Here is a 26,241-nt window from a genome sequence, read left to right on the forward strand (position 1 = left end):
ATCCGGACGCTGCAGCCGCAGCACCAGTTCGATCAACTCCTCGCGGCTCAGCCGCTCAAGATCGGTACGAACCATCCCACGAGGGAATCAGCGAAACCCAACCCGCGCAAGGGGGTGGGTAATTACGGATTTTTCATCATAAATTCATCGTTGACTGACGCAAGACTCAAGATAAATAAGCGAAAAGATTGCGAGATTGATGATTTTAGATGCGTCTACCAAAAAACCTGTCCGATGGGGTGCTGGTCATGCTTGGACTGATCATAGTCTTGATCGGTCTGTTTTTGGCTGGCGGTGGTGCATACTTGGTATGGCTCGGCGGCAGCTGGTATTTCGCGGCCATGGGCGCCGCGATGCTCGTCTCCGGCGTTTTGGTTGCTCGACGTCGGCGTGCCGGGGCGCTGCTTTACGGCGGGGCGTTCATCCTGACCGGGATCTGGGCGGTCTGGGAGGTCGGGTTCGCGTTCTGGCCGCTGGTCTCGCGCCTGTTCGCCCTCGCCGTCCTCGCCTGCGTCGTCGCCCTGTTCGCACCGCTGCTCGATCGATCCGGCAGCGGCGTGTGGCGCCGGGCATCCCTGGGCCTCGCCACCGCGCTGGCGCTGGCCCTGGTGGCAGCCACGCTACGCGCCTTTCAGCCGGTGCCGATCATCACCGCGACCGAGATCCCGGACGTGCACCCGGCCACGCAGGCGGGGCCGCAGGTCGACTGGACGGCCTGGGGCAACACAAACGGCGGCACCCGCTTCGCCGGGCTGACGCAGATCGACGCCACCAACGTCGCCAAGCTGCGGCCGGCCTGGACCGTCCGCACCGGCGACATCGCCGTCAGCAACGGCTTCGGGGCGGAGGACCAGACCACGCCGCTCCAGATCGGCGACACCGTCTACGTCTGCACGCCGAACGACATCGTCGTCGCCCTCGACGCCGACACCGGCACGCAGCGCTGGCGCTACGACCCGAAGGCGAGTGCGCCGCAATGGCAGCGGTGCCGCGGGCTCGGCTATCACGACGCCGGCGCAGGCGAGGGTGGGAAGGTCTGCCCCCGCCGCCTGCTGCTCGCCACGATCGATGCGCGCCTGATCGCCCTCGACGCCGCCACCGGCCAGCCCTGTGCCGATTTCGGCACGGACGGCACGGTCGATCTCAAGGCCGACATGGGCGAGGTCAAATCCGGCTTCTACACGCAGACCGCGGCACCGCTGATCGCCGGCGACCTCGTGGTGGTCGGCGGCCGGGTCGCCGACAACATCGAGACCGGGGAGCCCGGCGGCGTGGTCCGCGCCTACGCTGTCGGGAGCGGCGCGCTGCGCTGGGCCTGGGATCCGGGCAACCCGGCGACCACGCGCCTGCCACCCCCCGGTGAGACCTATACGCGGGGCACGCCGAACGTCTGGACCAGCATGGCCTACGATTCGGCCCTGGGCCTGATCTACGCGCCCACCGGCAACGCGACGCCCGACTTCTTCGGCGGCCACAGGACAGCCCAGGACGATGCCACCAACTCGTCGATCTTCGCCCTCGACGCGGCGACCGGGCGGCCGCGCTGGCACGTCCAGCTCGTGCACAAGGATCTGTGGGACTTCGACGTCCCGGCCCAGCCGGCCCTCTACGACCTGCCGGACGGGAAGGGTGGCACCGTGCCGGGGCTGATCGCGGCGACCAAGCACGGCCAGATCTTCCTGCTGAACCGCGAGACGGGCGCCCCGATCGCGCCGATCACCGAGCGGCCGGTGCCGCAGGGCAGCGTGCCCGGCGAGCGCTATGCGCCGACGCAGCCCCACTCGGACATGCCGTCGATCGGCGCCGAGACCCTGACGGAAGCCGACATGTGGGGGGCGACGCCCTTCGACCAGCTCCTGTGCCGGATCCAGTTCAAGGCCATGCGCCACGCGGGGACCTTCACCCCGCCGGGCTTCGACACCGCTCTTCAGATGCCGGGATCGCTCGGCGGCATGAACTGGGGCAGCACCGCCATCGACATGACGCGGGACTACCTGATCGTGAACGACATGCGGCTGGGCCTGTGGAACCGGCTGATCCCCAGGGAGCAGGTCGAGACCGGCAAGGCCGCCGGCACCGAGATGGGCTTGTCATCCATGCGCGGCACGCCCTACGTCTCCCTCCGGAACCGCTTCGTGTCGGCGCTGAACATCCCGTGCCAGAAGCCGCCGTTCGGCACGCTGACGGCCATCGACCTGAAGGCCCGCCGCATCGCCTGGCAGGTCCCGCTCGGCACGGTGGAGGATACCGGGCCGCTGGGGATCAAGATGCACCTGCCGATCCCGATCGGCCTGCCCTCGCTCGGCGGTTCGCTGGTGACCGGCTCGGGCCTGATCTTCTTCGCCGGGACGCAGGATTATTACCTGCGGGCGTTCGAGGCCGCGACCGGCCGCGAGGTCTGGAAGGGCCGCCTGCCGGTGGGCAGCCAGGGCGCGCCGATGACCTACCGGTCCCCGAAGACGGGCCGCCAATACGTCGTGATCACGGCCGGCGGTGCCCGCCAATCGCCCGACCGCGGCGATTACGTGGTCGCCTACGCGCTGCCGGCCGAAGCCGGATCGAAGTGATCCGGTCCGCCCTGGGGCACGACGGGGTTTCCAAAGGGCTCAGTCCTTTGGCTGGGTTCGGGGGCGGAGCCCCCGAGGCCCGCAGGGTTCCACCCTGCACCCGCACAAGGTCTCGACCTTTTGAACCCTAGCCGAACCCGCGGGTGAAGCTGAGGCGGTGGTGCGGGCTTCGGCCCAACGCCGTCAGGCCAGCCCGGTGCAGGGCCGTGCCGTAGCCGACGTTGCGCTCCCAGCCGTAGCCCGGGTGGCGCTCGGCCAGCCGGCGCATCAGGTCGTCTCGGAAGACCTTGGCGACGATCGAGGCGGCAGCGATCTGCGGCACGAGGCCGTCGCCGCCGATGACGGCCCGGCCCGGCAGGCCCGGCAGGGCGTCCCGGCCATCGACCAGGACCGGCGCCGCGACCCCGAGGCGCGCCACCGCCCGCGCCATGGCGTCGAGGGTTGCGGCGCGGATGTTGATGCGGTCGATCAGGGCCCGGGAGCCCGCCGCCACGGCGACCCGGGCATGGGTCCGGATCAGCGGCGCCAGATGCGCGCGAACCGGTTCGGGCACGCGCTTGCTGTCGTCGAGGGCTGCCAGCATGGCCGGTGGGATCGCCGCGGGGTCGAACCAGACCGCCGCCACCACCACGGGGCCGCACAGCGCGCCGCGCCCGACCTCGTCACAGCCGATCACCGCGGGGTAATCCGCGGCCCGGGCCGGATCGAACGGTGGGGTGAGGGCGGGTTGTGTTCGTTTCGCGGGCGGCTGTTTCTGAACGGGCATGATGGCGCCGTCCTGCCATCTGGCGCCGCCGCCGTCACGGCTCAGGCGGCGTTCCGGGTGCCCCGCTCGCCGCCATGCGCCTCGATGATGTTGCCGAAGAACTGGTCGGCGCTGACGTCCCAGCCGCGGCGCAGCGCCTCCTGCCTGCACTCGGCCCGGGACAGGCGCAGCGCCGCGAGGGCCGCGGCACGCAGGTCCTGGTCCAGGATGCCGACCCGGGTCCCGCTCAGCACGTCGTTGGGGCCGGGCACCGGGAAGGCCGCGATCGGCAGGCCGCTGGCCATCGCTTCCAGCAGCACGATGCCGAACGTGTCGGTGAGGCTCGGGAACACGAAGGTGTTGCAGGCGGCGTAGACGGACGCGAGCGCTGCCCCGGTCCGGGTGCCGAGGAAGCGCGCCTCCGGGGCCAGGGCCTGCAGGCGCGCCCGGTCCGGCCCGTCCCCGACCACGACCTTCGTGCCGGGCAGGTCGAGGCTCAGGAAGGCCGCGAGGTTCTTCTCCACGGCAAGCCGGCCGACATACAGGAACAGCGGGCGGGGCAGGCCGGCGAGGTCCGCCGGCGGCGGCTCGCCGGGGGCGGCCGGCCGGAACCGCTTGGTGTCGACCCCGCGGGTCCAGCGCATCAGCTGGGAGAAGCCTCTCGCCTCCAGTTCCGCCTGCAGAGAGACGGTGCTGACCATGGTCCCGCGGGCCGCCCCGTGGAAGCGGCGCAGATAAGCGTAGGACCACGCCTCCGGCACCGGGAGGCGGGCGGCGAGGTATTCCGGAAACCGGGTGTGATAGCTCGTGGTGAACGGCAGGCCGTTGGCCAGGCAGTGCCGCCGGGCCGCGAAGCCGATGGGTCCCTCGGTGGCGATGTGGACGTGGCTCGGGCGTTCGGCCGCCCAGCGCTCCGCCACCCGGTCCCGCCCGGCCAAGGCAAGGCGGATCTCCGGGTAGCCCGGCAGGGGCAGGGAGCGGAAATCGGCCACCGAGAGCAGGGCCGTCTCGAAGCCGTGTTCGGGCGCCCGGCGGACCATCTGCTCCAGGGAGCGGACCACGCCGTTGACCTGCGGATGCCAGGCGTCGCTGGCGATGAGGAGCTTCACGCGTGGGGTCCTCACGCCACCGCGCGCCGGCCGTCCACCGGCCGCGGCGCAGCTTCGGTCTCGCGGGCCCGCAGGATGCTGGGATAATGCAGCACCTCGATCCGGCCGTCGTAATGCTCGATCAGGCCGGTGCAGGATTCGACCCAGTCGCCGGTGTTCAGGTAGCGCAGGTCGCCAATCGCCCGGTCGGCGGCGTGGTGGATGTGCCCGCAGATCACCCCGTTCGCGCCCTGGCGGCGTGCCTCCTCGGCCAGGATGGTCTCGAACCGGCCAATGAAGCTGACGGCGTTCTTCACCCGCAGCTTCGCCCAGGCCGACAGCGACCAATAGGACAGGCCGGCCCGCCGCCGGATCCGGTTGATCACGGTGTTGAGAGTCAGCGCCAGGGTGTAGGCGCCGTCGCCCAGATGGGCGAGCCAGGGCGAGTGCCGCACCACCATGTCGAACTGGTCGCCGTGGATGACCAGGTAGCGCCGCCCGTCGGCCGCCTCGTGGATCGCGGTCTCGGCGATCTCGATGCCGCCGAAATTCGTGCCCACGTAGTCCCGCAGGAACTCGTCGTGGTTGCCCGGCAGGTAGACGATCCTGGTGCCCTTGCGGACCTTGCGCAGAAGCTTCTGGACGACGTCGTTGTGCGCCTGCGGCCAGTACCAGCCGGAGCGCAGCTGCCAGCCGTCCACGATGTCCCCGACCAGGTAGACCGTGTCGGCGTCGTAATCCCTCAGGAACGACAGAAGGAGGCCGGCCTGGCAGCCGCGCGTCCCGAGATGCAGGTCGGACAGGAACAGCGTCCGGACCCGGACCGGCATCTCCTCATCCTCGGCCACGTCACCCTCCCGGCGGTCGAACGGTGCCGGGATCCAGAGCGCGATCACGTCTCAGTTTGATGACGCGGTACTGAATCGCTGTGGGGTGCCTTGGTGCGCCGCAACGGAAGTTCTCAAGTTCCGATAGCTGACGTTGCGATGCACAAAAAATTTTTTTACCGAGATCCCGAAGTTTTTCCGGTTTTGCTTCCCAGCTTCGCCGCCTCATAATACCAGACGACCGGTGGATCGGCGTGAGCCGGGCCGGACGCGTATAGGAAGGCGGCGAGGGCGGCCAGGGTGCCTTGAGACGAGGCGCCGTAGACCGGGACGGCATTTCGGAGGCGACCGGCGCGGGGGCGCGCCGCGACGCGAGCGGCAAGACGCCGCCTGCCGCTCCGCTGAGCCCCCCGATCCACGGATGACACGGATGGCGTTCGGGGGAGTTGCGGCCCGTGCCGCGCCCGCCGGCACCGCGTGCAGGAAGCTCGAGAAGGCCGCCGAAGGCGCCGAGAACGTTTGAACAAACCAGCGCGGGTCCGCCCGCGCGCAACAGAGTTTTTGGAGGAAACACCATGGCCGCAACCCGGCGCCCCGGTCGCAACCATCTCTTCATCCCGGGCCCCACGAACATCCCGGATCGCGTCCTGCGCGCGATGCACGTGCCGTCCGAGGATCACCGCTCGCCGAGCTTTCCCGAGCTGGTGAAGCCGCTGCTGCAGGATTCCAAGATGGTGTTCGGCTCGACCGCCGGAACCGTCATCCTGTTCCCGTCCTCGGGCACCGGCATCTGGGAATCGGCGCTGTCCAATACCCTGTGCCGCGGCGACAAGGTGCTCACCTCCCGCTACGGCCAGTTCAGCCACCTCTGGGTCGACATGGCCCAGCGCCTCGGCCTCGACGTGATCGTCCAGGACGAGGACTGGGGCGCCGGCGCTGATCCGCAGAAGATCGGGGAGGCCCTGCGCGCCGACAAGGATCACGCCATCAAGGCCGTGATGGTGGTCCACAACGAGACCGCAACGGGCGTCACCAGCGATATCGGCGCGGTGCGCAAGGCGATCGACGCCGCCGGCCACCCGGCGCTGCTGTTCGTGGACGGCATTTCGTCGATCGGCTCGCTGCCGTTCAAGATGGACGAATGGGGCGTCGACTGCGCCATCGCGGGCTCGCAGAAGGGCTTCATGCTCCCGGCCGGCCTCGGCCTGATCTGCATCAGCCCGAAGGCGCTTAAGATCGCCGAGGGCGGCACCGGCCGGAACGACCGGCTCGGCCACGCCTACTTCGCCTGGAAGGACCAGCTGGCCGCCAACGCCACCGGCTACTTCCCCTACACCCCCGTCCTGCCGCTGCTCTACGGCCTGCGCGAGGCCCTGGCGATCGTGAAGGAGGAGGGGCTGGAGAACGTCTACCACCGCCATCACGTGCTCGCCGAGGCGACTCGTCAGGCGGTGGCGGCATGGGGCCTCAAGACCTGCGCCAAGGAGCCGAAGTGGAACTCCGACACGGTCACGGCGATCGTGGTCCCGGAGGGCGCCGACGCCGCCAAGGTGATCAGCCACGCCTACGAGCGCTACAACCTCTCGCTGGGTGCCGGCCTGTCGAAAGTCGCCGGCAAGGTGTTCCGTATCGGCCACCTGGGCGACCTGAACGAGCTGTCGCTGCTGGGTGCCATCGCGGGCGCCGAGATGGCCATGATCGATTGCGGCATCAAGGTCACGCCGGGCTCCGGCGTCGCCGCCGCCTCCAGCTACCTGCGCGAGAATCCGCTTCACAAGGCGTGATTGATGCACGCTGCCGGGGCGGGGCCGGGTTGCCGGCCCCGCCCCGGCGCGCAAGTAAGAACAAGAATCCCGAGGAAGTCGCCCGTTGCCCGAGAGGGGATCTATGACCAAGAAGATCGTGTTCCTGGACCGTGAGTCCCTCGACGCGACGGTCCGACCGTTCAACTTCCCGCACGATTACGTCGGGCACGAATCGACCTGGACGCCGGAGGACACGGTGTCCCGCCTCCAGGGCGCCGAGATCGCGCTGATCAACAAGGTCCCAATGCGGGCCGAGACCCTGAAGCAGCTCCCCGACCTGAAGCTCATCGCGGTGGCCGCCACCGGCACCGACGTGGTCGACAAGGCCCAGGCCAAGGCCCAGGGCATCACGGTCGTCAACATCCGCAACTACGCGTTCAACACCGTGCCCGAGCACGTAGTCGGGCTGATGTTCGCGCTCCGCCGGGCGATCGTGCCCTACGCCAACTCGGTTCGGCGCGGCGACTGGGCGAAGTCCACGCAGTTCTGCTACTTCGACTACCCGATCTACGACATCGCCGGTTCGACGCTCGGCATCGTCGGCTACGGAGCGCTCGGCAAGTCGATCGGCAAGCGCGCCGAGGCGCTGGGCATGAAGGTCCTGGCCTACGACCTGTTCCCGCAGGACGGCCTGGTCGATTTCGAGACGATCCTGACGCAGTCCGACGTGATCACGCTGCATGTTCCGCTCACCCCCGACACCAAGGGGATGATCGGCGCCGCCGAACTCAAGCGGATGAAGAAGAGCGCCATCCTGATCAACACCGCCCGGGGCGGTCTGGTGGACGAGGCCGCGCTGCTGGCCGCGCTGAAGGACGGCACCATCGCGGGCGCGGGCTTCGACGTGGTCGCGCAGGAGCCGCCGAACGACGGCAACATCCTGTGCGAGGCTGACCTGCCGAACCTGATCGTGACCCCGCACGTCGCCTGGGCCAGCAAGGAGGCGATGCAGATCCTCGCCGATCAGCTCGTCGACAACGTCGAGGCGTTCGTCGCCGGCAAGCCGCAGAACGTCGTCGAGGCTTGAGGCGCGGCGGCTGACGTCACGGCCCGTCATTCCGGGGCGCCGCAGGCGTGCCCGGGATCCAGATCCGCCGACGACGCTAGACCTCGCTCAACCTGCGGTTCTCGGTCCCGGGCTTTGCCGCGCGGCCCCGGGATGACAGGGCGAGTGCATTGAACACGTGATGCCCGCGAACCGGGCAGAGGAATGAAAACATGAAGAAGCTGCTGTTCCTGTTCGACACCGATGCGATGCCGAACGTGTTCGACACGGTGGTCGGCTACGACGGCGGTGCCGACCACATCACCGGCTACGGCGGCGTGACCCCGGAGAATGTCGGCGCCCTGGTCGACGGTACGATCTACACCCGCGGCGGCTCCGAGAAGAAGTCGACGGCGATCTTCGTCGGCGGCGGCAGCATGGCGGCCGGCGAGGAACTGTTCACCGCCGTCAAGAAGCGCTTCTTCGGCCCGTTCCGGGTCTCGTGCATGCTCGATTCGAACGGCTCCAACACCACGGCCGCCGCGGGCGTCGCCCTGGTGGCCAAGGCCGCCGGCTCGCTCCAGGGCAAGACGGCCGTCGTCCTGGCCGGCACCGGCCCGGTGGGCATGCGCTCCGCCGCGCTTCTGGCCGGCGAGGGCGCGGACGTGACCATCGCGGGCCGCGCGCTGGACAAGACCCAGGCCGCCGCCGAGCAGATCAACAAGCGCTTCAAGGTCAACGTGAAGGCCGCCGCGACCCCCGACGAGGCCTCGCGCATCGCGCTCGTGAAGGGCAAGAACCTCGTGTTCACCGCCGGCGCCATCGGCGTCGAGCTGCTGCCGGAGGCCGCCTGGGCGCAGGACTCGGCGATCGAGTTCGTGGCCGACTACAACGCGCAGCCCCCGACCGGCGTCGGCGGCATCGACGTGATGGACAAGGGCAAGGATCGCAACGGCAAGAAGGCGTTCGGCGCCCTCGGCATCGGCGGCCTGAAGCTCAAGCTGCACCGGGCCTGCGTGGGCCAGCTCTTCGAGAGCACCGAGCAGGTGCTCGATGCCGAGGAGATCTACGCGCTCGCCAAGAAGATGGCCTGACGGGAGGGACGCCCATGTCGGACACGCAGCAGGCGCCCGAGACGGCGACCATCCAGACCTTCCTGACGGAACTCGCGAGCGCCGCTCCGACCCCCGGTGGCGGCGGTGCGGCCGCGATCTCCGGCGCCATGGGGGCAGCCCTGGTGTCGATGGTCTGCAACCTGACCATCGGCAAGAAGAAGTATGTCGAGGTCGAGGCCGAACTGAAGGACGTGCTCGCCCGGTCCGAGGGCCTGCGGGTCGTCCTGACCGGCATGATCGGCGAGGACGTCCAGGCGTTCGATGCCGTCATGGGGGCCTACGGCCTGCCCAAGGGCACCGACGACGAGAAGGCGGCGCGCGCCGCGGCGATCCAGTCCGCGCTCCGCACGGCCACCGACGTGCCGCTCGCCTGCTGCCGGGCCTGCCGCGCGGTCATCGATCTCGCCGCGATCACCGCCGAGAAGGGCAATCTCAACGTCGTCTCGGACGCCGGCGTGGCGGTCCTGTCGGCCTATGCGGGCCTGCGCAGCGCGGCGCTCAACGTCTACGTCAACGCCAAGGGGCTCGAGGACCGGGAGTTCGCGGACGAGCGGCTCCGGGAACTCGAAGGCCTGCTCGGCGAGGCGGGAGCGCTGAGCGAGAAGGTCTACGAGGTGGTGAAGGCCAAGGTGAACTGAAACGCGCCGCATCCGCCGCCGCGGACGCAAGTGGTTCGACAGTCGAGGCCGGGTGCATCACGCGCCCGGCCTCGCTGTTTTTCTGCGATGCTGCATTGCAATGGTGGATGCGATTCCTACCGCATCCGCGAAAAAGCCGGCGTGAACCCGCGGCTCAAAAAATTTGACGGGCGTAATCTTCCCACTCAACTAAAGTGGACAGCGTCAAACGGCGGCAACGACCGCGGAGGAGGCGCCGAATGGACGTCCACGAGTACCAAGCCAAGGAGCTGCTCGCGAGCTTCGGTGTGGCGGTCCCGAAGGGCGCCATCGCGTTCAGCCCGGATCAAGCGGTCTATGCCGCCACCGAACTCGGCGGCTCGTTCTGGGCCGTGAAGGCCCAGATCCACGCCGGCGCACGCGGCAAGGCCGGCGGAATCAAGCTGTGCCGGACCTACAACGAGGTCCGCGACGCAGCCAAGGAGCTTCTGGGCAAGCGCCTCGTCACGCTCCAGACCGGACCCGAGGGCAAGCCTGTCCAGCGGGTCTACGTCGAGACCGCCGATCCGTTCGAGCGCGAACTCTACCTCGGCTACGTGCTGGACCGGAAGGCCGAGCGCGTACGCGTCATCGCCAGCCAGCGCGGCGGCATGGACATCGAGGAGATCGCCGCCAACGAGCCGGAGGCGCTGATCCAGGTCGTCGTCGAGCCGGCGGTGGGCCTGCAGCAGTTCCAAGCCCGGGAGATCGCCTTCCAGCTCGGCCTGAACATCAAGCAGGTCTCGGCCGCGGTGAAGACCATCATGAACGCCTACCGGGCGTTCCGCGACTGCGACGGCACCATGCTCGAGATCAACCCGCTGGTCGTCACCAAGGACGACCGGGTGCTGGCCCTCGATGCCAAGATGTCCTTCGACGACAACGCGATGTTCCGCCGGCCGGGCATCGCCGACATGCACGACCCGTCGCAGGGCGATCCCCGCGAGGCGCAGGCCGCCGAGCACAACCTCAGCTATATCGGGCTGGAGGGTGAGATCGGTTGCATCGTCAACGGCGCCGGTCTCGCCATGGCGACCATGGACATGATCAAGCACGCGGGCGGTGAGCCGGCGAACTTCCTGGATGTCGGCGGCGGCGCCTCCCCGGAGCGGGTCGCCACGGCGTTCCGGCTGGTGCTCTCGGACCGCAACGTCAAGGCGATCCTGGTCAACATTTTCGCCGGCATCAACCGCTGCGACTGGGTCGCCGAGGGCGTCATCCAGGCCGCCCGGGAGGTCAAGATCGATGTACCGCTGGTGGTGCGGCTCGCCGGCACGAACGTCGAGGCGGGCAAGAAGATCCTGGCCGACAGCGGCCTCGACCTGATCACCGCCGACACCCTGTCGGACGCGGCCCGCAAGGCGGTCGACGCCTGCGACGCCGCCAAGAAGAACCGCTGAGGGGACACCACGCCATGAGCATCCTCATCGACGAGACCACCCCGATCATCGTCCAGGGCATCACGGGCGACAAGGGCACCTTCCACGCCAAGGAGATGCTCGAATACGGCACGAACGTCGTCGGCGGCGTCACGCCCGGCAAGGGCGGCCGAACCCATCTCGGCCTGCCGGTGTTCAACACCGTCAAGGAGGCGGTCGCCGCCACCGGCGCCACCACGTCGATCACCTTCGTGGCGCCGCCCTTCGCGGCCGACGCCATCATGGAGGCGGCCGATGCCGGTCTGCGGCTGGTCTGCTCGATCACCGACGGCATCCCGGCCCAGGACATGATGCGGGTGAAGCGCTACCTGATGCGCTACCCGCGGGATCGCCGCACCATGGTGGTCGGCCCGAACTGCGCCGGCATCATCTCGCCCGGTAAGGCGATGCTCGGGATCATGCCCGGCCACATCTACCTCAAGGGCAATGTCGGCGTGATCTCCCGCTCGGGGACGCTCGGCTACGAGGCTGCCTCCCAGCTGAAGGAGCTGGGGCTGGGGATCTCGACCTCGGTGGGCATCGGCGGCGACCCGATCAACGGCTCGTCGTTCCTCGACCACCTCGCCCTGTTCGAGACCGACCCGGATACGGACGCGGTGCTGATGATCGGCGAGATCGGCGGCCCGCAGGAGGCCGAGGCCTCGGCCTGGATCCGGGACAACATGTCGAAGCCCGTGATCGGCTTCGTGGCGGGCCTGACGGCGCCGAAGGGCCGCCGCATGGGCCATGCCGGGGCGATCATCTCGGCGGCCGGCGACAGCGCCGCCGAGAAGGCCGAGATCATGCGCTCCTACGGCCTGACCGTGGCGCCGGATCCCGGCTCCTTCGGCCAGACCGTGGCCGACGTGCTCGCCCGGGCGGCGTGACGCCGCGCCCGATGCAAAGCGCGACGTCCTCCCTCTCCCCTCTGCGGGAGAGGGTGGGCCGGCCGTCAGGCCGGGTCGGGAGAGGGGCAGCGCGACGGTAGCGGGTTTCGCGCCCGTCACGCGCTGTCCGGAAGCGTCGCTCCCCTCTCCCGACCCGCTTCGCGGGCCACCCTCCCCCGCAGAGGGGGGAGGGAGTGCGTCGCGCCGACCTTTGAAAAAACGTGCGCCACGAGGTGGCTCCATGACCCGTACCCTCCACGCATCGCCCGGCCTCGCCGAGGCCAGCGCCTTCGCGCCTCCGGTGATCACCGGCACCGCGGCCGAGCAGGCCCTCGACATCCTGTTCCAGGCCCTGCTCGACGTCGCCCGTCGGCACGACCCCGATCTCGAGGCGGTGCTGCACGGCACGGCCGACATCTCTCGGTTCTCGCCGGAGATGCTGGCGCGCGCGCTTCAGGTGCAGGGCATCTGGTTCCACCTGATCTCGATTGCCGAGCAGAACACCGCGATGCGCCGACGCCGCCATGTCGAGCGGACGGAGGGGCGGGCCTCGCTGAGCGGCTCCTTCGCCAAGGTCTTTTCGGACGCCCGCGCCCAGGGCATCCCACCGGAAAAGATCCAGGCGCTGCTTAGCGACCTGCGCATCCGGCCGACGCTCACCGCGCACCCGACCGAGGGCAAGCGGGTGACCGTGCTGGAGAAGTTCCGGCGGATCTACCTGGTGCTGCGCGAGCTGGAGATGCCGCGCTGGACGGACCGCGAGCGCAACGGGCTGATGAACGAGCTGCGGGATCAGATCGAGCTGGTCTGGATGACCGGCGAGCTGCACCTGGAGAAGGCCACCGTCGAGCGGGAGGTCGCCTGGGGGCTGCACTTCTTCGACGAGACCCTGTTCGAGATGCTGCCCGAGACCATGGACACCCTCGAGGAGTCCCTGGCCGAGGCCTATCCCGGCACCCAGTTCCGGGTCCCGCCGTTCTTCCAGTTTGGCTCGTGGATCGGCGGCGACCGGGACGGCAATCCCTACGTCACCGCGGCGGTCACCCGGCAGGCCCTGCACCGCAACGCGCTGGCCTCGCTGAACCGCTACCGCGACGGCGTGCACGAGCTCGGCCGGACGCTCTCGCTCACCGAGCGCGCGCTGCCGCTGCCCGAGACGTTCCGCCGGGAACTCGACCGGCAGCTCGCCGAGAGCGGGCAGGCCCGGGCCATCGCCCGGCGCAATCCCGGCGAGCCGTATCGCCAGTATCTCACCTGCGTCCTGCGCAAGCTCGACGCCACCATCGCCCGCAACGAGGGCCAGCACCCGTCCGGCCCCGATTACGCCAGCGCCGACGGCCTGATCGAGGACTTGCGCACCCTGGAGCGCGGGCTGGACGACGCGAAGTGCGGGGCGCTCGGCCGCGATCTGGTCCGGCCGGTCCGCCGCATGGTCGAGATCTTCCGCTTCTCCACGGTCCGGCTCGACCTGCGCGAGAACACCACCCGGACCACCGACACGCTCCAGGCGCTCTGGCGCCAGCGCAACGGCGACGGCGAGCCTCCGGCGCTCGGCACCGCGGCGTGGCGGCAGTGGCTCGACGCCGAACTGGTGCGGCCCCGGGATCCCGAGCGCTCCTTCGAGAACCTGCCCGACGCCGCCCGTGAGACGCTGGCGACCTTCGCGCTGGTCGCCGAAATGCGCGAAACCCTCGACCGAGAGGCGTTCGGCGCCTTCGTCCTGTCGATGACCCGCTCCGTGGAGGACGTGCTCGGCGCCTACCTGCTGGCCAAGGAGGCCGGCGTGTTCCTCGATGCCGCCGGCCCGGAGATCCGCCCTGAGATATGCCCGCTCGCGATCGTGCCGCTGTTCGAGACCATCGACGACCTGCGCGCTGCCCCTGCGATCATGCGCGAACTCCTGACCGTTCCGGTGGTGCGCCGCTCGACCCGCTGGCAGGGCGGCGTCCAAGAGGTGATGATCGGCTATTCCGACTCCAACAAGGATGGCGGCTTCGTCGCCGCCAACTGGGAGCTGTACAAGGCGCAGAGCAAGCTCACCCGCCTCGGCCAGGAACTCGGCGTCGGCATCGCGTTCTTCCACGGCCGCGGCGGCTCGGTGAGCCGGGGCGGCGTGCCGACCCACCGGGGCATCATGGCCCAGCCGCCGGGCTCGATCCGCGGCCGGTTCCGCACCACCGAGCAGGGCGAGGTCGTCTCGTTCAAGTACGCCAACCGCGGCACCGCCGCCTACCAGATGGAGCTGCTCGCCGCCTCGGTGTTCGAGCACGCCCTGGCGGGGGACGGCGAGCGGGCGAGTGTCGGCCACGACGACGCCCTGGAGGCGTTGGCCGGCGCCTCGCGGGCGGCCTACGTCCGGCTGCTTCAGACCGACGGGCTGGTCGACTACTTCCAGTCGGCGAGCCCGCTCGACGAGATCGCGCTCCTGAATATCGGCTCGCGTCCGGCGCGCCGGTTCGGCGCCCGCTCGCTCTCGGATCTCCGGGCGATCCCGTGGGTGTTCGCCTGGTCGCAGAACCGGCACGTGATCACGGGCTGGTACGGCGTCGGCTCGGGGCTCGCGAGCTTCCTCGAGGTGCGCGGCCCGGACGGCGAGGCGACCCTGAAGCGCCTGTTCCAGGAATCCCGCGTGTTCCGCCTCGTCCTCGACGAGGTCGAAAAGACCCTGATGATGGTCGATCTCGACATCGCCCGGGCCTATGCGGGCCTCGTCCAGGATGCGGGGGTCCGGGACCGGATCTTCACGATGATCGAGGCCGAGTACGCGCTCACCCGCGAGATGGTGCTGCGGGTGAGCGGCGGAACCGAGCTGGCCGAGCGCTTCCCGCTGTTCCGCGACCGGCTGAAGGGCCGGCTGCCGACCATCAACCAGGTCGGCCGCGAGCAGGTCGAGCTGCTGGCCCGCTACCGGGCCGAGACCGACGAGGACCGGCGCGAGGCGGTGAAATCCGCCCTGCTCCTGTCGATCAACTGCATCGCGGTCGGCTTCGGCTCGACCGGGTGAGGTGGGGTGCACTGTCTGAACCCGACACCTGACCCATCTTGTTCCCGGAGGGCGATCCCTACGCACCCCGGCGGCACCAGAACCGTCACCAGGAGAGAGAAACACCCATGAGCTTCACGCTGATCCAGCAGGCCAAGCCGCGCCTGCATCGTTCCGAACTCGCCGTCCCGGGCTCGAACCCGACCTTCATGGAGAAGTCGGCCCAGTCGACCGCCGACGTGATCTTCCTCGACCTCGAGGATGCGGTCGCCCCCGACGACAAGGAGAAGGCCCGCACCAACATCATCCAGGCTCTGAACGACCTGGATTGGGGCACCAAGACCATGATGATCCGCATCAACGGTCTCGACACCCACTACATGTACCGCGACGTGGTCGATATCGTCGAAGCCTGCCCGCGCCTCGACATGGTGCTGATCCCCAAGGTCGGCGTGCCGGCCGACGTCTACGCCATCGATGTGCTGGTCACCCAGATCGAGCAGGCCAAGAAGCGCGAGAAGCAGATCGGCTTCGAGGTGCTGATCGAGACCGCGCTCGGCATGGCCAACGTCGAGGCGATCGCCCAGTCGTCGAAGCGCCTCGAGGCGATGTCCTTCGGCGTGGCCGACTACGCCGCCTCGACGCGCGCCCGCTCCACGGTGATCGGCGGCGTCAACGCCGACTTCTCGGTGCTCACCGACAAGGACGAGGCCGGCAACCGCCAGACCCATTGGCAGGACCCGTGGCTGTTCGCCCAGAACCGCATGCTGGTGGCCTGCCGCGCCTATGGCCTGCGCCCGATCGACGGCCCGTTCGGCGATTTCTCCGATCCGGACGGCTACAAGTCGGCAGCCAAGCGCTGCGCCGCGCTGGGCTTCGAGGGCAAGTGGGCGATCCATCCTTCGCAGATCGACCTCGCCAACGAGGTGTTCACGCCCTCCGAGGCCGAGGTCACCAAGGCCCGCCGCATCCTGGAGGCCATGCAGGAAGCCGCCAAGGCCGGCCGCGGCGCCGTCTCCCTCGACGGCCGCCTGATCGACATCGCGTCGATCCGCATGGCCGAGGCGCTGATCGAGAAGGCGAATGCCATGAAGGCGTGAGGCCGCCTTTGCCCTTCCCCACGGGGAGGGGCGATTTGCCCTGCGTCGCGGCCGGCATGATCGGTCGCGACGCAAGACGTTCACGACACCCTCAGAACGGCTGCGTGTCCGGCAGCCGTGCCGCCGCCATCTCCGACGGGGTCGGATCGCGGTAGACCACGATCCCGTTCGACCGGTCGGCCGCGATCAGGCCGAGGCGACTGAACCCGTCGAGCCAGCCGTCCATCGGCCAGAAGCCGTGGCGGGTGTGGAAGCGGCCGGCGTTGGCGACGATGTCGCGGAAGTGCTGCAGCGGCGGATCGTAGCTCGCGTGGTGCTGGTGGTAGGCCCGCGGGCCGCCGAGGAACAGGATTGGCACCCCGGCCGCATCGGCCCGGAATGCCAGGTCGGTATCCTCGGCCCCGTAGCCGGAGAACGACTCGTCGAAGCCCCCGATCCGGTCGTAGGTCGCGGCACGCACCACGAAGGCCAGGGACCAGAACAGGCCGGGCTGCGGTGCCGGTGCCACGAGGCCGGCCCCCGGGAAGGCGCGCACCGGGTGAGGATGGCCGAGCCGATGGAGGTCCCCCTCCCGCCAGCCATCAGTGACCGCGCCGGCCGGCAGGTAGCCGATCTCGCAGCAGATCAGGGCGTCATGCTCGGCCACTGCGCCCGACAGGCCGGCGACCAAGCCGTTCGACGGGATGCAATCGACGTCGAGGAAGATCAGCGTGTCGGTGCGGGCTGCCCGGCGCCCGACGTTGCGCGCAGCCGCAAGCGGCAGGCCGTCCCGTCGGAACGGGACGCGCGCGATGGGAAACGGCAGGTCCGGCAAGGGCGAGTCGTCGCCGCCGATCTCGACCACGATGCAGGCGTCTGGCGGGGCACCGCGGGCGAGGCCTTCGAGCAGACGGGCGAGATGCGCCCCCCGGCCTTTGTTCAGGGTGATGACCGTGGTGCTCACGCCGCGTCTCCGGCGCGCAGCACGTCGAGCCGGTACTTGTCGGTCCGGGCCTGATGCAGCAGCTCTGCGAACGGCGCGGCTTGCGCAATGAAGCTCTCGGCGGCCTCGTCGCCCGATTGCGGATAGTCCGTCTCGCCGATCCAGTGGACCAGCATCAGGTCGCCGCCGGGCTCGATCGCGTCGCCGGCACGCCGGACCAGCGCGGCGAGGTCGGGCGGGGCGAGGAAGTACAGGAACTCGGCCAGCACGATCAGGTCGAACCGGCCCTCCGGCCAGTCCGCCGGGAGCGCGCCCTGGCGGATCTCCACGCTCGGCCGGTCGGCACAGCGCGCGCGGGCCGCCTCGACCGCGGCAAGGACCGGATCGGCCGCGAGCAGCCGTTCGCAGCGTTCGGACAGGGCGCGGGTGAACACCCCGATCGCGCAGGCCGGCTCGAAGGCGGAGCGGTAGCGCGGCCTCGGCAGTGCCGCCAGCGTCGCGGCGTACTTGTCCCGCTCGTAGGCCGAACTCGTGAACTTCCACGGATCCGGATCGCTGGCATAGATGCCGGCAAAGTAATCCTCCGGGAGGGTCTCGGTTCGCCGGCTCATGCGGGGATCCTGACGAAGCGCTCGTAGGGGCCGCAGAGCCGCGCGATCATGGCGGGCTCGAGGCGGAACCCCTGGGGATCGTCCGAGATCAGGTCGGTGGTCTGCGACGCGTGCGCCGCCACCGCCCGGGTCTTGGTCTCGCGATGGGCCGAGACGTCCAGGCGCAGGCCATCCGGAGGCGGGCCGACCTCGGTCTCCGGCGGCAGGGTCCAGCCCCAGACCGGGTATTCGTAGACCACGACGCCCGGCATCTGCCGCCGGGCCAGTCCGACGATGGCGGCGGCCGCCTTGTGGTCGCAATGGGGATCGTGTCGCCAGGTCACGAAGACGGCGCCGGCACCGCACCGGGCCGCGGCCTGCACCACCGCGTGCGCCGCGGCTTCAGCCTCGGGGCCGTCGCTCGGCACATGCGCGTCGGGCAGGCGCAGAAAGGTCACGTCCGCCGCCGCGAGGCCGAGGATCGACACCGCCCGGAGCGTCTCCGCCTCGCGCAGGGTGCGCAGCGCCTCCGGCGGGTACAGGCGGGAATGGGTGTGCGAGCCGCACCCGTCGCTCACGACCACGAGATGCACCGGCCGTCCCGCCGCGCGGGCCGCCGCGATCAGGCCGCCGCAGCCCAGGCTCTCGTCATCGGGATGGGGCGCGACCACGACAAGGCCGCCCCGCTCCACCAAGGTGGAGAGATCCGCCACCGGCAGCGCGTCGGAGGCGGTCAGGAAGGCGTCGGCCCGCATCAGCGTGCCCCCGTCGCGGAGGCGCCCGGGGCACCGTTGCGGATCGTGGGGCTGGCGTGAACGGTCACGGATCGCTCCTGGGACGGCGAGCAGGTCTTGCCCTCCGGCTATCGGCCCCGGCGGCTGAACGCGCCATGAGCGGCGCCGTCCGCGGCGGGCTCTACCGATCGTTCTCCGTGGTGAGCGCGCCGAGCCGGACGCCCTCGTCGGCCTTGGCCTGGGCCGCCAGATGGACACCGGGATTCGGCACGTCGTCGAACACTGCGCCCGCCGTGCAGAGCGCGCTGCGCAGGGCTTCGATCTGCCCGCTCGGCGGGTCGCCGTAGCCGCTCTCGAAATCGCGCACGAACCGCTCGTCGAGGCCGACCTTGGCGGCGAGTTCCGCCTCGGACCATCCGAGCAGCCCCCGGGCCGCCCGCGACTGCGCCGGGCTCATCGCCAGCGTGCTCGCCCCGGCTTGGCCGCCCTCGTCCGATCCTGCCACGTCGTCCTCCACCCGTCGTTGGTCCCTTTCGGGATGATCGACAACGATATCGGTCGCCGATCGTTTCCGGGCACCGCGCGATGCGCCACGACCATAATTGTGCTGAAATTCCGTCGCATGCGCCGGAGTGTATGGATTCGGGGCGACCACGCCGTGCGACTCAGGGGGGAGTCGGGCGGCCGTCGCGTCCCCCGGATGGACGATGGACTGGGCGCCGTGCGCGCACGATGAGGGCGGAACGATGAGAGCGGTGCTGATCGCTATCCTGGCCTGTGCCGTGATGGCCGTGGACCTGACTGCCGCCACGCAGGCCCAAGCCCAGATGGGCGGCGGAGCGCCCACGGGCTTCGGCCGAGGCAACCGCCGCCCCGGCGGCGAGGAAGAGAAGAAGCCGCAATACGTGCCCGGCACGAAGGCGAGCGAGAAGATCTTCCCGCTCGACTCGACCTGGACGGCGGTGAGCCTCAACGGCAAGCCCTTCACCGGCGGCGACCGTCCGAGCTTCATCATCGACAAGCAGTACCGCGCCCGCGGCTACGGCGGTTGCAACACCTTCGCGGCGACCGCCTTCCCGCTCAAAGATCAGCACCTCGCGGTCGGTCCCCTCGCCCTCACCAAGAAGAGCTGCGACAAGGGTCTTGCGGCCACCGAGCAGGCGTTCTTCGTCGCCCTGCGCACCGCGGCGGTATGGGACCTGGTCGGCTCCCAGCTGGTGCTGAAGAGCCCGAACGGCGAGCTGAAATTCGACCGGGCGCTCTGACCGCCCAATCTGCCCGGTCACTGGTCGTTTGAGCGGCAGGACGGTTCCCGCCGTCTCCGCTCCTGGGGTTTCCGCCGATTCGGGCAACGCGGAATAGGGCGGGCCACGTCGGCCGGCTTAAGGCCGAATTCACCACGCTGCACGAACGCCGCCCACGATTCAGACGCCCTTGAGGGCGATCGGGATTTTCTCCTCGGGTATCGAGGAGGCGGCGCATGGCAGTCGGTATCGGGTTGAGGGATCGGGCGCCGCTGCGCGCTGGCGTCTCGAGGCCCCTTCGCTTCACCGCGCCGCCCGCGATCCATTCCGGGGCGCTCTGGCTTGCTGCCGCTGCACCGATCCTGGCGACGGTGCTGCTGATCGCGCGGCTCGCCGCGTGACGGTCGGGAGCCGTTGCGCCCGCATTACCGGCACGTCGCGCTCACTCCGTGTCGCGCGTCTCCCGATCCTCGTCGCCGTCTGACGGCGCGGTCAGGTCGGCCGAGTCCCGGCCGTGCAACAGCACCGGCGGAAACAGGGCGGCCAATCCGGCCGCAACCCCGTACAGAATGGGATCCGCGTTCAGACCGGCATGCGGCGGGTGAAGATCGTCGTTGATCATGCTGTTTGCTTCCGGTCTCGCGCTTGCGCGAGTAACGGTCCGCGTTGTCGAGGTGACTCGTGAGCTGTTTGAGCACGGTCAATGCCGGGTTCCGCGTTTCGTTGCCGCAGGCCGACGTTTTTTTTCTCGGCGATGACTTCTGATCCTTCGTCTTGCCCGGATCGGATCATGCCGACATCTCAGCCGCGGCTTCGGAGAATCGGTCCGGATGTAGTGCCAGGGATCCGGCAGGCGGCTGGCACGACGCTGAGGATCACCGCGCTCGGGCAGCGCGCCCGGCAGGTCTCGGCGGCATCGATCTGATCGCCCCCGCAGGCATCCGCGAAGCAGAACGTCGCGAGGTCCTCGCAGGTGGCACGAAAGCCGCCCCGTCGGACGCTATCGTGCCAGTCCGCCGCGTCGGCCGATTGCGCGAGCAGCAGGCCGGCGAGCCCGATCGATGCCGTGATCCGCTTCAAGCCCGCGCCTCGCCCCCGGTTGCAACGCCAGCCTAGCACTGGCAGGCGACCCGGACCTGTGCCATTCCGGCGACAGGCGATGCCCATCGTCGGCCGCGTCGCTCCCGAGACATCAGCACCGCGACGGAAGCCAACCATGCCGCTCTACGCCCTCGACGACCACGCCCCGGAGCTGGCCGATCCCGCCCGGGTCTGGATCGCGCCGGACGCTCAGGTGATCGGCCGGGTCCATCTCGGGCTCGATGTCGGCATCTGGTTCGGGGCGGCTCTGCGCGGCGACAACGAGCCGATCCGCATCGGCGACCGCACCAACGTGCAGGAGGGCGTGATCATGCACGTCGATCCCGGTTTCCCGCTGACGATCGGAACGGATGTCACGGTTGGCCACGGTGCCATCGTCCACGGCTGCACGATCGGCGACGGCAGCCTCATCGGCATGGGCGCGACGGTGCTGAACGGCGCCAGGATCGGCCGGGGCTGCCTCGTCGGGGCCAACGCGCTGGTGACCGAGGGCAAGGAATTTCCGGACAACAGCCTGATCGTCGGGTCGCCGGCCAAGGCCGTGCGCACCCTCGATCCCGAGGCCGTGGAGGGTCTGCGGCAGGCGGCCCTGCGCTACGTCGAGAATGCCCGGCGCTACAAGGCCGGCCTGCGCCGCATCGACGGGTGAAGGCGGTGCGCCGGCTTACCGATCGGGTTTGTCAGTAAGCGCCTGAAATACGCCGCTCCCTTCCCTCTGCGCGGGGGAGGGTGGGCCGGCCGTCAGGGCGGGTCGCGCCGAAGTTCTGCAAGAAGGGCAACGCGACGGCGCAGGATTTCACGCCTGCCGCGACCTCTCCTCTCCGGGAGCCACCCTCCCCCGCAGAGGGGGGAGGGGAGGGCCCAGTCTACCTGTCGTCGAAAAAATTACTTCTTGGCCTTGGCCCGCTCGATCGCTTCCTCGATCAGCCGGTGGGCCTCTTCCTTGTCGCCCCAGCGGACGAACTTCACCCACTTGCCGGGCTCCAGATCCTTGTAGTGCTCGAAGAAGTGCTGGATCTGCTGGATCGTGATGTCGGGCAGGTCGGTGTAGTTCTCGACGCGGTCGTAGCGCTTGGTCAGGTGGCGGGATGGCACCGCGATGACCTTCTCGTCCTCGCCGCCCTCGTCCTGCATCACCATCACGCCGACCGGGCGGGCGCTGATGATCGCGCCCGGCAGCACCGCGCGGGTGTTGGCCACGAGCACGTCGCAGGGATCGCCGTCGCCCGACAGGGTGTGGGGGATGAAGCCGTAATTCCCGGGGTAGAACATCGGCGTATAGAGGAACCGGTCGACCACCAGCGCCCCGGACTCTTTGTCCATCTCGTACTTGATCGGCTCGCCGCCAAGCGGCACCTCGATGATGACGTTGACGTCGTGCGGGGGCTTCTTGCCGAGCGGGATGGCGTCGATGTTCATGGCGTATCGCTTCCGGGATGCGGTCTGCACCGCTTCCCGGACCTCTTAGATGCCTGGCCCCGCGATGCAAATCAGTATCGGTGCGGGGCCGGCGACGAGTCCCAGGAAACGTTAGCTGAACAGGTATCCGACTTTGGGCAGGGCGACGCCCGCGACCCGGTCCATCACCCGCGGCCCGGCCCGGCCCCCGAGACCTTCGTAGAAGGCGCCGGCCCGGTCGTTGTCCTCCAGGCTCCACACGCCCAGCTGGGTCAGCCCGTGATCGACGAGATCGTTGCGCACCGCCTTGAACAGGCGGCGTCCGAGGCCGATGCCCTGGTATTCCGGCAGCAGGTAGAGCTCGTCGATTTCGGCTTCCGTGCCGAGCGCCCGGCTGCGGGTGCGCCCGTAGGCGGCGTAGCCGACCACCCGCTCGCCGGTCTCGACCAGCGCGATCGGGCGGCCCCGGCGTAGTGCGCTGCGCCACCACGGCCGGTCGCGCCCGGCGATCAGCCGCTCGAGCGCGACGCCGGGTATGATGCCGCGATAGGCCTCGCGCCACGACGCATCGAACACCGTCGACAGGCTGCCGAGGTCGGCCTCGCGAGCCCGGCGGATGCTCGTGGTGCGCGTGCTCATGGGCTTCCGGCCTTCCCCCTTGCGACCTGCGGATAACCCGCGCGGTCCGCCCAGGTTCGATCCCGATCCGGGCAGAGTGAAGGCAAGATCGACGCCGTTTTTTCGGAACTTTCCGGTGGGGGTGGGGAAAGGCCGCGATCGGGCGGTCGGACGGATGAATTGCCGGGCTTCCGGGGGGCTGGTAGAGCCGGCTCCCGATTCCGCGGCAGCCTCATCGTGTTCAACCGCTTCCTCAAGCCCGAAACGCGCTACGCGCGCCGCATGGCCCGGATCGCCCGCTTCGAGCGGCCGATCGCCGGCCCCGGCGACCGGCTGAAGGCCTGGGCGAACATGCTGCTGATCGATCACGGCGTGTTCCGGCTGGCCTATCTCAACCGACACCGGGTGGGCACGGGTCGGATCTGGCGCTCAGCCCAGCCCGGCCCGCACCAGCTCGCCCGCTTCCGGGGGGAGGGCGTCCGCACGATCATCTCCCTGCGCGGCGGGCGCGAGCACGGCTCGTGGCCGCTGCAGCGCGAGGCGTGCGAGCGGCATGGGCTCACGCTGGTGGAGTTCGTCCTGCGCTCCCGCGAGGCACCCGACCGGGACACCCTGCTCCGCGCGAAGGCCTTCTTCGCCGACATCCAGTACCCGGCGGTGATGCACTGCAAGTCGGGCGCCGACCGGGCCGGGCTCGCCTCGGCGCTCTACCTGATCCTGCACGAGGGCCGCCCGGTGGCCGAGGCCGCCCGCCAGCTCTCGGCCCGCTACGGCCATCTCCGCTTTGCCAAGACCGGCATCCTCGACGCATTCTTCGCCCGGTACCTGGTGGAGGGTGAGGCGAGGGGCATCGATTTCCTGACCTGGGTCGAGACGATCTACGATCCGGAGGCGCTCAAGCGCGACTTTCGGCCGGGGTTCTGGTCGGACCTCGCCGCGGATACGGTGCTGCGGCGGGAGTGAGGCCGCCCTAACGTCGTTTGTCCTGCGCCCTGACGTAGCTTTTGAGCACCGCGTTGATCCGCGATTGGTAGCCCTTTCCGGCGCTCCGGAAATGCCGCAGCACATCCGAGTCAAGGCGTAGCGTGATTTGCTCCTTCGTCTCGACGGTCGACGGTGAAGCCTCGTCCCAGAAGCCCGGCGGAATTGATCCGGCATCGGGGTCGGCTGCGGCTCGCCGCTCGATCTCCGCGTCATCCAAGACGTTGAACGCCGGGCTGAGCGGCTCTGCCGCGGGCATGTCGGTATAGTCGTCAAACCGGACGCTCGCCGCCCGCTCTGGTACGCGCCTCTGCGTAGACTTGCCTGTCATGGCGGCTCGCCTTCCATGCCGAGATGATGCGGATGTCGCCGCCCTCTGAACGTAGACCACCCGCAGCACAGCATCATCGTACAGACCCAGTGCGATGAACCGACGCTCGCCATAGTCGCGGCGCGTGTCTTCGCGGGTCAGCCTAAAACCGCGAAAGATCTCGGCCGCTTGGCGGAATCCGATGAGATGCTTGGCTTGGTTCGCCGCATCCTTCTCGGGCTCCCACTGAAAGCCCACGGTGTAGCGTAGTTACGGATTGTCGTTACTGCGAACCCGTCCCGCAGACGCCCTCCAGATGCCTTTACTCCGCCGCCGGCCGCGCGGCCTCGCGGAACGGGTGGGCCGGGTAGGTGCCGACCACCCGCAATTCGCGGGAGAAATAGCCGAGTTCGTCGAGCGCCCGGGCGAGGCCCGGATCCTCGGGGTGGCCGTCCACCTCCGCGTAGAACTGCGTGGCGGTGAACTCGCCGTCCATCATGTAGCTCTCGAGCTTCGACATGTTGACGCCGTTGGTCGCAAACCCGCCCAGTGCCTTGTAGAGCGCGGCCGGGATGTTGCGGACGCGGAACACGAAGCTCGTCACGCACGGGCCGGCCCCGGCCGCGGCCGGCTCGGGATCGGGGGAGAACACCACGAAGCGGGTGGTGTTGTGCGCCTCGTCCTCGACGTCGCGCTCCAGGATGTCGAGGCCGTAGACCTCGGCGGCGAGCGCAGGTGCCAGGGCGGCCCGGCTCGGGTCCCCGATCTCCGCGACCTCGCGGGCCGCGCCCGCCGTGTCGCCGGCGACCACGGCCTTCACGCCGAGCCGCCGGACGATCCGTCGGCACTGTCCGAGCGCGTGGACATGGCTGTGCACGGTCCGCACCGCCTCCAGCGCCGTGCCCGGCAGGACCATCAGCTGAAAGTGGATCGGCAGGAAGTGCTCGGCCACGATGTGCAGCGGCGAGGTCGGGATCAGGTGATGGATGTCGGCCACCCGGCCGGCGATCGAGTTCTCGATCGGGATCATGGCCCGCCGGGCCCGGCCCTCCGTGACCGCCGCGAAGGCGTCCTCGAAGGTGGGGCAGGGCAACGGCGTCCAGTCCGGAAAGGCCTGCGCACAGATGATGTGCGAATTGGCCCCGGGCTCGCCCTGGTAGGCGATGGTGCGGTCGGTGATGGGCGTCGGTGCGTTGGTCATGCGTTCAGTTCAGGCGTCGGGCCTGGAGCAGGGCGCGGGCGCGCTCCAGGTCGGCTGGGGTGTCGACGCCGAGCGGCAGGTCGTCGACGATGACGGCATCGATGCGCATGCCGGCTTCCAGCGCCCGCAATTGCTCCAGCTTTTCCCGCGTCTCCAGCTCGCCGGGGGGGAGGGCGACGAAGCGGGTCAGCGCGGAGCGGCGATAGGCGTAGAGGCCGATATGATGCCAGAGCGCGCCGTCGCCCCAGGGGGCGCGGGCGCGGGTGAAGTAGAGCGCACGCAGCCGCCCCGGGCCGACCTGATGGCCCACGAGCTTGACCACGTTGGGGTTCTCCGCCTCGTGCGGATCGGTGATCGGTGCGCAGAGCGTGACGATGTCCACCGTGCGGTCGGAAAGCGGGCCGATCGAGGCCCCAATGATCGCCGGGTCGATGGTCGGCAGGTCGCCCTGCACGTTGACCACCACGTCATGGTGCCCCGCCGGATCGACGCTCTCCAGCGCCTCGGCGAGGCGGTCCGAGCCGGATGGGTGGTCGGCCCGGGTCATCACCGCGATGCCGCCGGCCGCCTCGACGGCGTGGGCGATCGCGGCCGTGTCGGTCGCCACCACCACCGGACCGATCCCGGCCTCCATGGCCCGCCGCCAGACATGGACGATCATCGCCTCGCCGGCGATCTCGGCCAGCGGCTTGTTCGGCAGGCGCGTCGCGGCGAGGCGGGCCGGGATCAGCACGAGGGGATCGGACATGAAGGGCTCGGACCTGAGGCTGAGGCGTCCGCCAGCGAAGCGCGGGTGCTTAGCAGGCCTGCTCCGGGTTGTCGTCCCTTGCGGGACCGGGGCGCCGGGCCACACGATCCGGCAAAATGATGCCGCCGGGTAACAAGCTCGGCGATTTGGAACGCGCGTTTCGCCCCGCGACGGAACGTATCCCCCCACCGGCATTGTCAAGATCGTGCCGGAACGGC

At 69.6% G+C, this 26,241-nt stretch carries 28 protein-coding genes; 14 read left to right on the plus strand and 14 right to left on the minus strand.

Annotated features, from left to right (window positions below; translation table 11 throughout):
• Positions 1–261: hypothetical protein (locus FV242_RS35180; RefSeq protein WP_210248945.1), on the plus strand; the 261-nt coding region annotated here is incomplete at its 5' end.
• Positions 210–2,567, plus strand: a complete 2,358-nt coding sequence (locus FV242_RS20050; RefSeq protein WP_147940124.1) for a membrane-bound PQQ-dependent dehydrogenase, glucose/quinate/shikimate family — start codon at positions 210–212, stop codon at positions 2,565–2,567. The genes FV242_RS35180 and FV242_RS20050, both read left to right, overlap by 52 nt.
• Positions 2,568–2,694: 127 nt before the next feature.
• On the opposite strand, the gene FV242_RS20055 is transcribed toward FV242_RS20050, so the two are convergent.
• From FV242_RS20055 to FV242_RS20065, 3 genes are read right to left on the minus strand one after another with little or no spacing between them, the layout of a single operon-like run.
• Entirely contained in the window at positions 2,695–3,333 is a 639-nt protein-coding gene (locus tag FV242_RS20055) for a ribonuclease HII (RefSeq protein WP_147940125.1), read from the minus strand.
• Between the two features lie 41 nt (positions 3,334–3,374).
• The gene (locus FV242_RS20060) at positions 3,375–4,421 is read right to left on the minus strand and encodes a glycosyltransferase family 1 protein (protein WP_147940126.1); all 1,047 of its coding nucleotides are present in this window, start codon (positions 4,419–4,421) and stop codon (positions 3,375–3,377) included.
• Between the two features lie 11 nt (positions 4,422–4,432).
• Complete coding sequence (locus FV242_RS20065) at positions 4,433–5,248, minus strand: UDP-2,3-diacylglucosamine diphosphatase (RefSeq protein ID WP_147940145.1); 816 nt, start codon at positions 5,246–5,248, stop codon at positions 4,433–4,435.
• Positions 5,249–5,802: 554 nt separating this feature from the next.
• Between FV242_RS20065 and FV242_RS20070 the strand changes: the two genes are divergently transcribed.
• From FV242_RS20070 to FV242_RS20110, 8 genes are all read left to right on the plus strand, one after another.
• Complete coding sequence (locus FV242_RS20070) at positions 5,803–7,011, plus strand: aminotransferase class V-fold PLP-dependent enzyme (RefSeq protein ID WP_147906350.1); 1,209 nt, start codon at positions 5,803–5,805, stop codon at positions 7,009–7,011.
• 103 nt (positions 7,012–7,114) lie between these two features.
• Entirely contained in the window at positions 7,115–8,059 is a 945-nt protein-coding gene (locus FV242_RS20075; RefSeq protein ID WP_147940127.1) for a D-2-hydroxyacid dehydrogenase, read from the plus strand.
• A 191-nt stretch (positions 8,060–8,250) separates the two neighbouring features.
• Entirely contained in the window at positions 8,251–9,111 is an 861-nt protein-coding gene (locus FV242_RS20080) for an NADP-dependent methylenetetrahydromethanopterin/methylenetetrahydrofolate dehydrogenase (RefSeq protein WP_147906352.1), read from the plus strand.
• A gap of 14 nt (positions 9,112–9,125) precedes the next feature.
• On the plus strand, positions 9,126–9,770 hold the full coding sequence (gene fchA / locus FV242_RS20085) for a methenyltetrahydrofolate cyclohydrolase (RefSeq protein WP_147940128.1): 645 nt from the start codon (positions 9,126–9,128) through the stop codon (positions 9,768–9,770).
• Between the two features lie 239 nt (positions 9,771–10,009).
• Complete coding sequence (locus FV242_RS20090; protein WP_147856026.1) at positions 10,010–11,188, plus strand: malate--CoA ligase subunit beta; 1,179 nt, start codon at positions 10,010–10,012, stop codon at positions 11,186–11,188.
• Between the two features lie 14 nt (positions 11,189–11,202).
• Positions 11,203–12,093: a succinate--CoA ligase subunit alpha gene (sucD, locus tag FV242_RS20095; protein WP_147856025.1), complete on the plus strand. Its 891-nt coding sequence runs from the start codon at positions 11,203–11,205 to the stop codon at positions 12,091–12,093.
• Positions 12,094–12,334: 241 nt separating this feature from the next.
• Positions 12,335–15,097, plus strand: a complete 2,763-nt coding sequence (locus tag FV242_RS20105) for a phosphoenolpyruvate carboxylase (protein WP_147940129.1) — start codon at positions 12,335–12,337, stop codon at positions 15,095–15,097.
• Between the two features lie 107 nt (positions 15,098–15,204).
• A complete protein-coding gene (locus FV242_RS20110; protein WP_147856921.1) occupies positions 15,205–16,176 on the plus strand; it encodes a CoA ester lyase in 972 nt (323 codons plus the stop codon).
• 91 nt (positions 16,177–16,267) lie between these two features.
• Here the strand turns inward: FV242_RS20110 and FV242_RS20115 are convergent, their stop codons facing one another.
• The 4 genes from FV242_RS20115 to FV242_RS20130 form a co-directional block, all read right to left on the minus strand.
• Complete coding sequence (locus FV242_RS20115) at positions 16,268–17,119, minus strand: glycosyltransferase family 2 protein (RefSeq protein WP_147940130.1); 852 nt, start codon at positions 17,117–17,119, stop codon at positions 16,268–16,270.
• The gene (locus tag FV242_RS20120) at positions 17,116–17,709 is read right to left on the minus strand and encodes an SAM-dependent methyltransferase (protein WP_147940131.1); all 594 of its coding nucleotides are present in this window, start codon (positions 17,707–17,709) and stop codon (positions 17,116–17,118) included. The genes FV242_RS20115 and FV242_RS20120 overlap by 4 nt, the downstream gene beginning before the upstream one ends.
• A complete protein-coding gene (locus FV242_RS20125) occupies positions 17,706–18,443 on the minus strand; it encodes a PIG-L deacetylase family protein (protein WP_147940132.1) in 738 nt (245 codons plus the stop codon). The genes FV242_RS20120 and FV242_RS20125 overlap by 4 nt, the downstream gene beginning before the upstream one ends.
• A 160-nt stretch (positions 18,444–18,603) precedes the next feature.
• Positions 18,604–18,927: a helix-turn-helix transcriptional regulator gene (locus FV242_RS20130; RefSeq protein ID WP_147940133.1), complete on the minus strand. Its 324-nt coding sequence runs from the start codon at positions 18,925–18,927 to the stop codon at positions 18,604–18,606.
• Between the two features lie 241 nt (positions 18,928–19,168).
• Here FV242_RS20130 and FV242_RS20135 point away from each other — a divergent pair, with 241 nt between their 5' ends.
• Both FV242_RS20135 and FV242_RS34690 read left to right on the plus strand, forming a co-directional pair.
• On the plus strand, positions 19,169–19,687 hold the full coding sequence (locus FV242_RS20135; RefSeq protein WP_147940134.1) for an META domain-containing protein: 519 nt from the start codon (positions 19,169–19,171) through the stop codon (positions 19,685–19,687).
• 215 nt (positions 19,688–19,902) lie between these two features.
• A complete protein-coding gene (locus FV242_RS34690) occupies positions 19,903–20,067 on the plus strand; it encodes a hypothetical protein (protein WP_187278488.1) in 165 nt (54 codons plus the stop codon).
• 41 nt (positions 20,068–20,108) lie between these two features.
• Here the strand turns inward: FV242_RS34690 and FV242_RS20140 are convergent, their stop codons facing one another.
• Together FV242_RS20140 and FV242_RS20145 are read right to left on the minus strand one after the other, a co-directional pair.
• The gene (locus FV242_RS20140) at positions 20,109–20,288 is read right to left on the minus strand and encodes a hypothetical protein (protein ID WP_147940135.1); all 180 of its coding nucleotides are present in this window, start codon (positions 20,286–20,288) and stop codon (positions 20,109–20,111) included.
• A gap of 179 nt (positions 20,289–20,467) precedes the next feature.
• Positions 20,468–20,746: a hypothetical protein gene (locus tag FV242_RS20145; RefSeq protein ID WP_147940136.1), complete on the minus strand. Its 279-nt coding sequence runs from the start codon at positions 20,744–20,746 to the stop codon at positions 20,468–20,470.
• 136 nt (positions 20,747–20,882) lie between these two features.
• Here FV242_RS20145 and FV242_RS20150 point away from each other — a divergent pair, with 136 nt between their 5' ends.
• Positions 20,883–21,416 carry a gamma carbonic anhydrase family protein gene (locus tag FV242_RS20150; RefSeq protein ID WP_147940137.1) on the plus strand — a complete coding sequence of 178 codons (534 nt, stop codon included), beginning with the start codon at positions 20,883–20,885 and terminating at the stop codon, positions 21,414–21,416.
• A 236-nt stretch (positions 21,417–21,652) separates the two neighbouring features.
• On the opposite strand, the gene ppa is transcribed toward FV242_RS20150, so the two are convergent.
• Both ppa and FV242_RS20160 read right to left on the minus strand, forming a co-directional pair.
• On the minus strand, positions 21,653–22,186 hold the full coding sequence (gene ppa, locus FV242_RS20155; RefSeq protein ID WP_007559546.1) for an inorganic diphosphatase: 534 nt from the start codon (positions 22,184–22,186) through the stop codon (positions 21,653–21,655).
• A 111-nt stretch (positions 22,187–22,297) separates the two neighbouring features.
• Positions 22,298–22,804, minus strand: coding sequence for a GNAT family N-acetyltransferase (locus tag FV242_RS20160; protein ID WP_147906361.1), 507 nt, complete (start codon positions 22,802–22,804; stop codon positions 22,298–22,300).
• Between the two features lie 216 nt (positions 22,805–23,020).
• Between FV242_RS20160 and FV242_RS20165 the strand changes: the two genes are divergently transcribed.
• Positions 23,021–23,746, plus strand: coding sequence for a tyrosine-protein phosphatase (locus tag FV242_RS20165; protein ID WP_147940138.1), 726 nt, complete (start codon positions 23,021–23,023; stop codon positions 23,744–23,746).
• A 7-nt stretch (positions 23,747–23,753) separates the two neighbouring features.
• On the opposite strand, the gene FV242_RS35630 is transcribed toward FV242_RS20165, so the two are convergent.
• The 3 genes from FV242_RS35630 to FV242_RS20185 all read right to left on the minus strand — a co-directional run bounded on the left by FV242_RS35630 (position 23,754) and on the right by FV242_RS20185 (position 26,023).
• Positions 23,754–24,332, minus strand: coding sequence for a BrnA antitoxin family protein (locus tag FV242_RS35630; RefSeq protein ID WP_246692787.1), 579 nt, complete (start codon positions 24,330–24,332; stop codon positions 23,754–23,756).
• A 64-nt stretch (positions 24,333–24,396) separates the two neighbouring features.
• Positions 24,397–25,254 (minus strand): prephenate dehydratase, encoded by an 858-nt coding sequence (locus FV242_RS20180; protein WP_147940146.1) that lies wholly within the window; start codon positions 25,252–25,254, stop codon positions 24,397–24,399.
• Positions 25,255–25,279: 25 nt separating this feature from the next.
• On the minus strand, positions 25,280–26,023 hold the full coding sequence (locus tag FV242_RS20185; protein WP_147940140.1) for a 3-deoxy-manno-octulosonate cytidylyltransferase: 744 nt from the start codon (positions 26,021–26,023) through the stop codon (positions 25,280–25,282).
• Positions 26,024–26,241: the final 218 nt, after the last annotated feature.

Source organism: Methylobacterium sp. WL64, from assembly GCF_008039945.1.
In the GTDB taxonomy this organism is placed as follows: domain Bacteria; phylum Pseudomonadota; class Alphaproteobacteria; order Rhizobiales; family Beijerinckiaceae; genus Methylobacterium.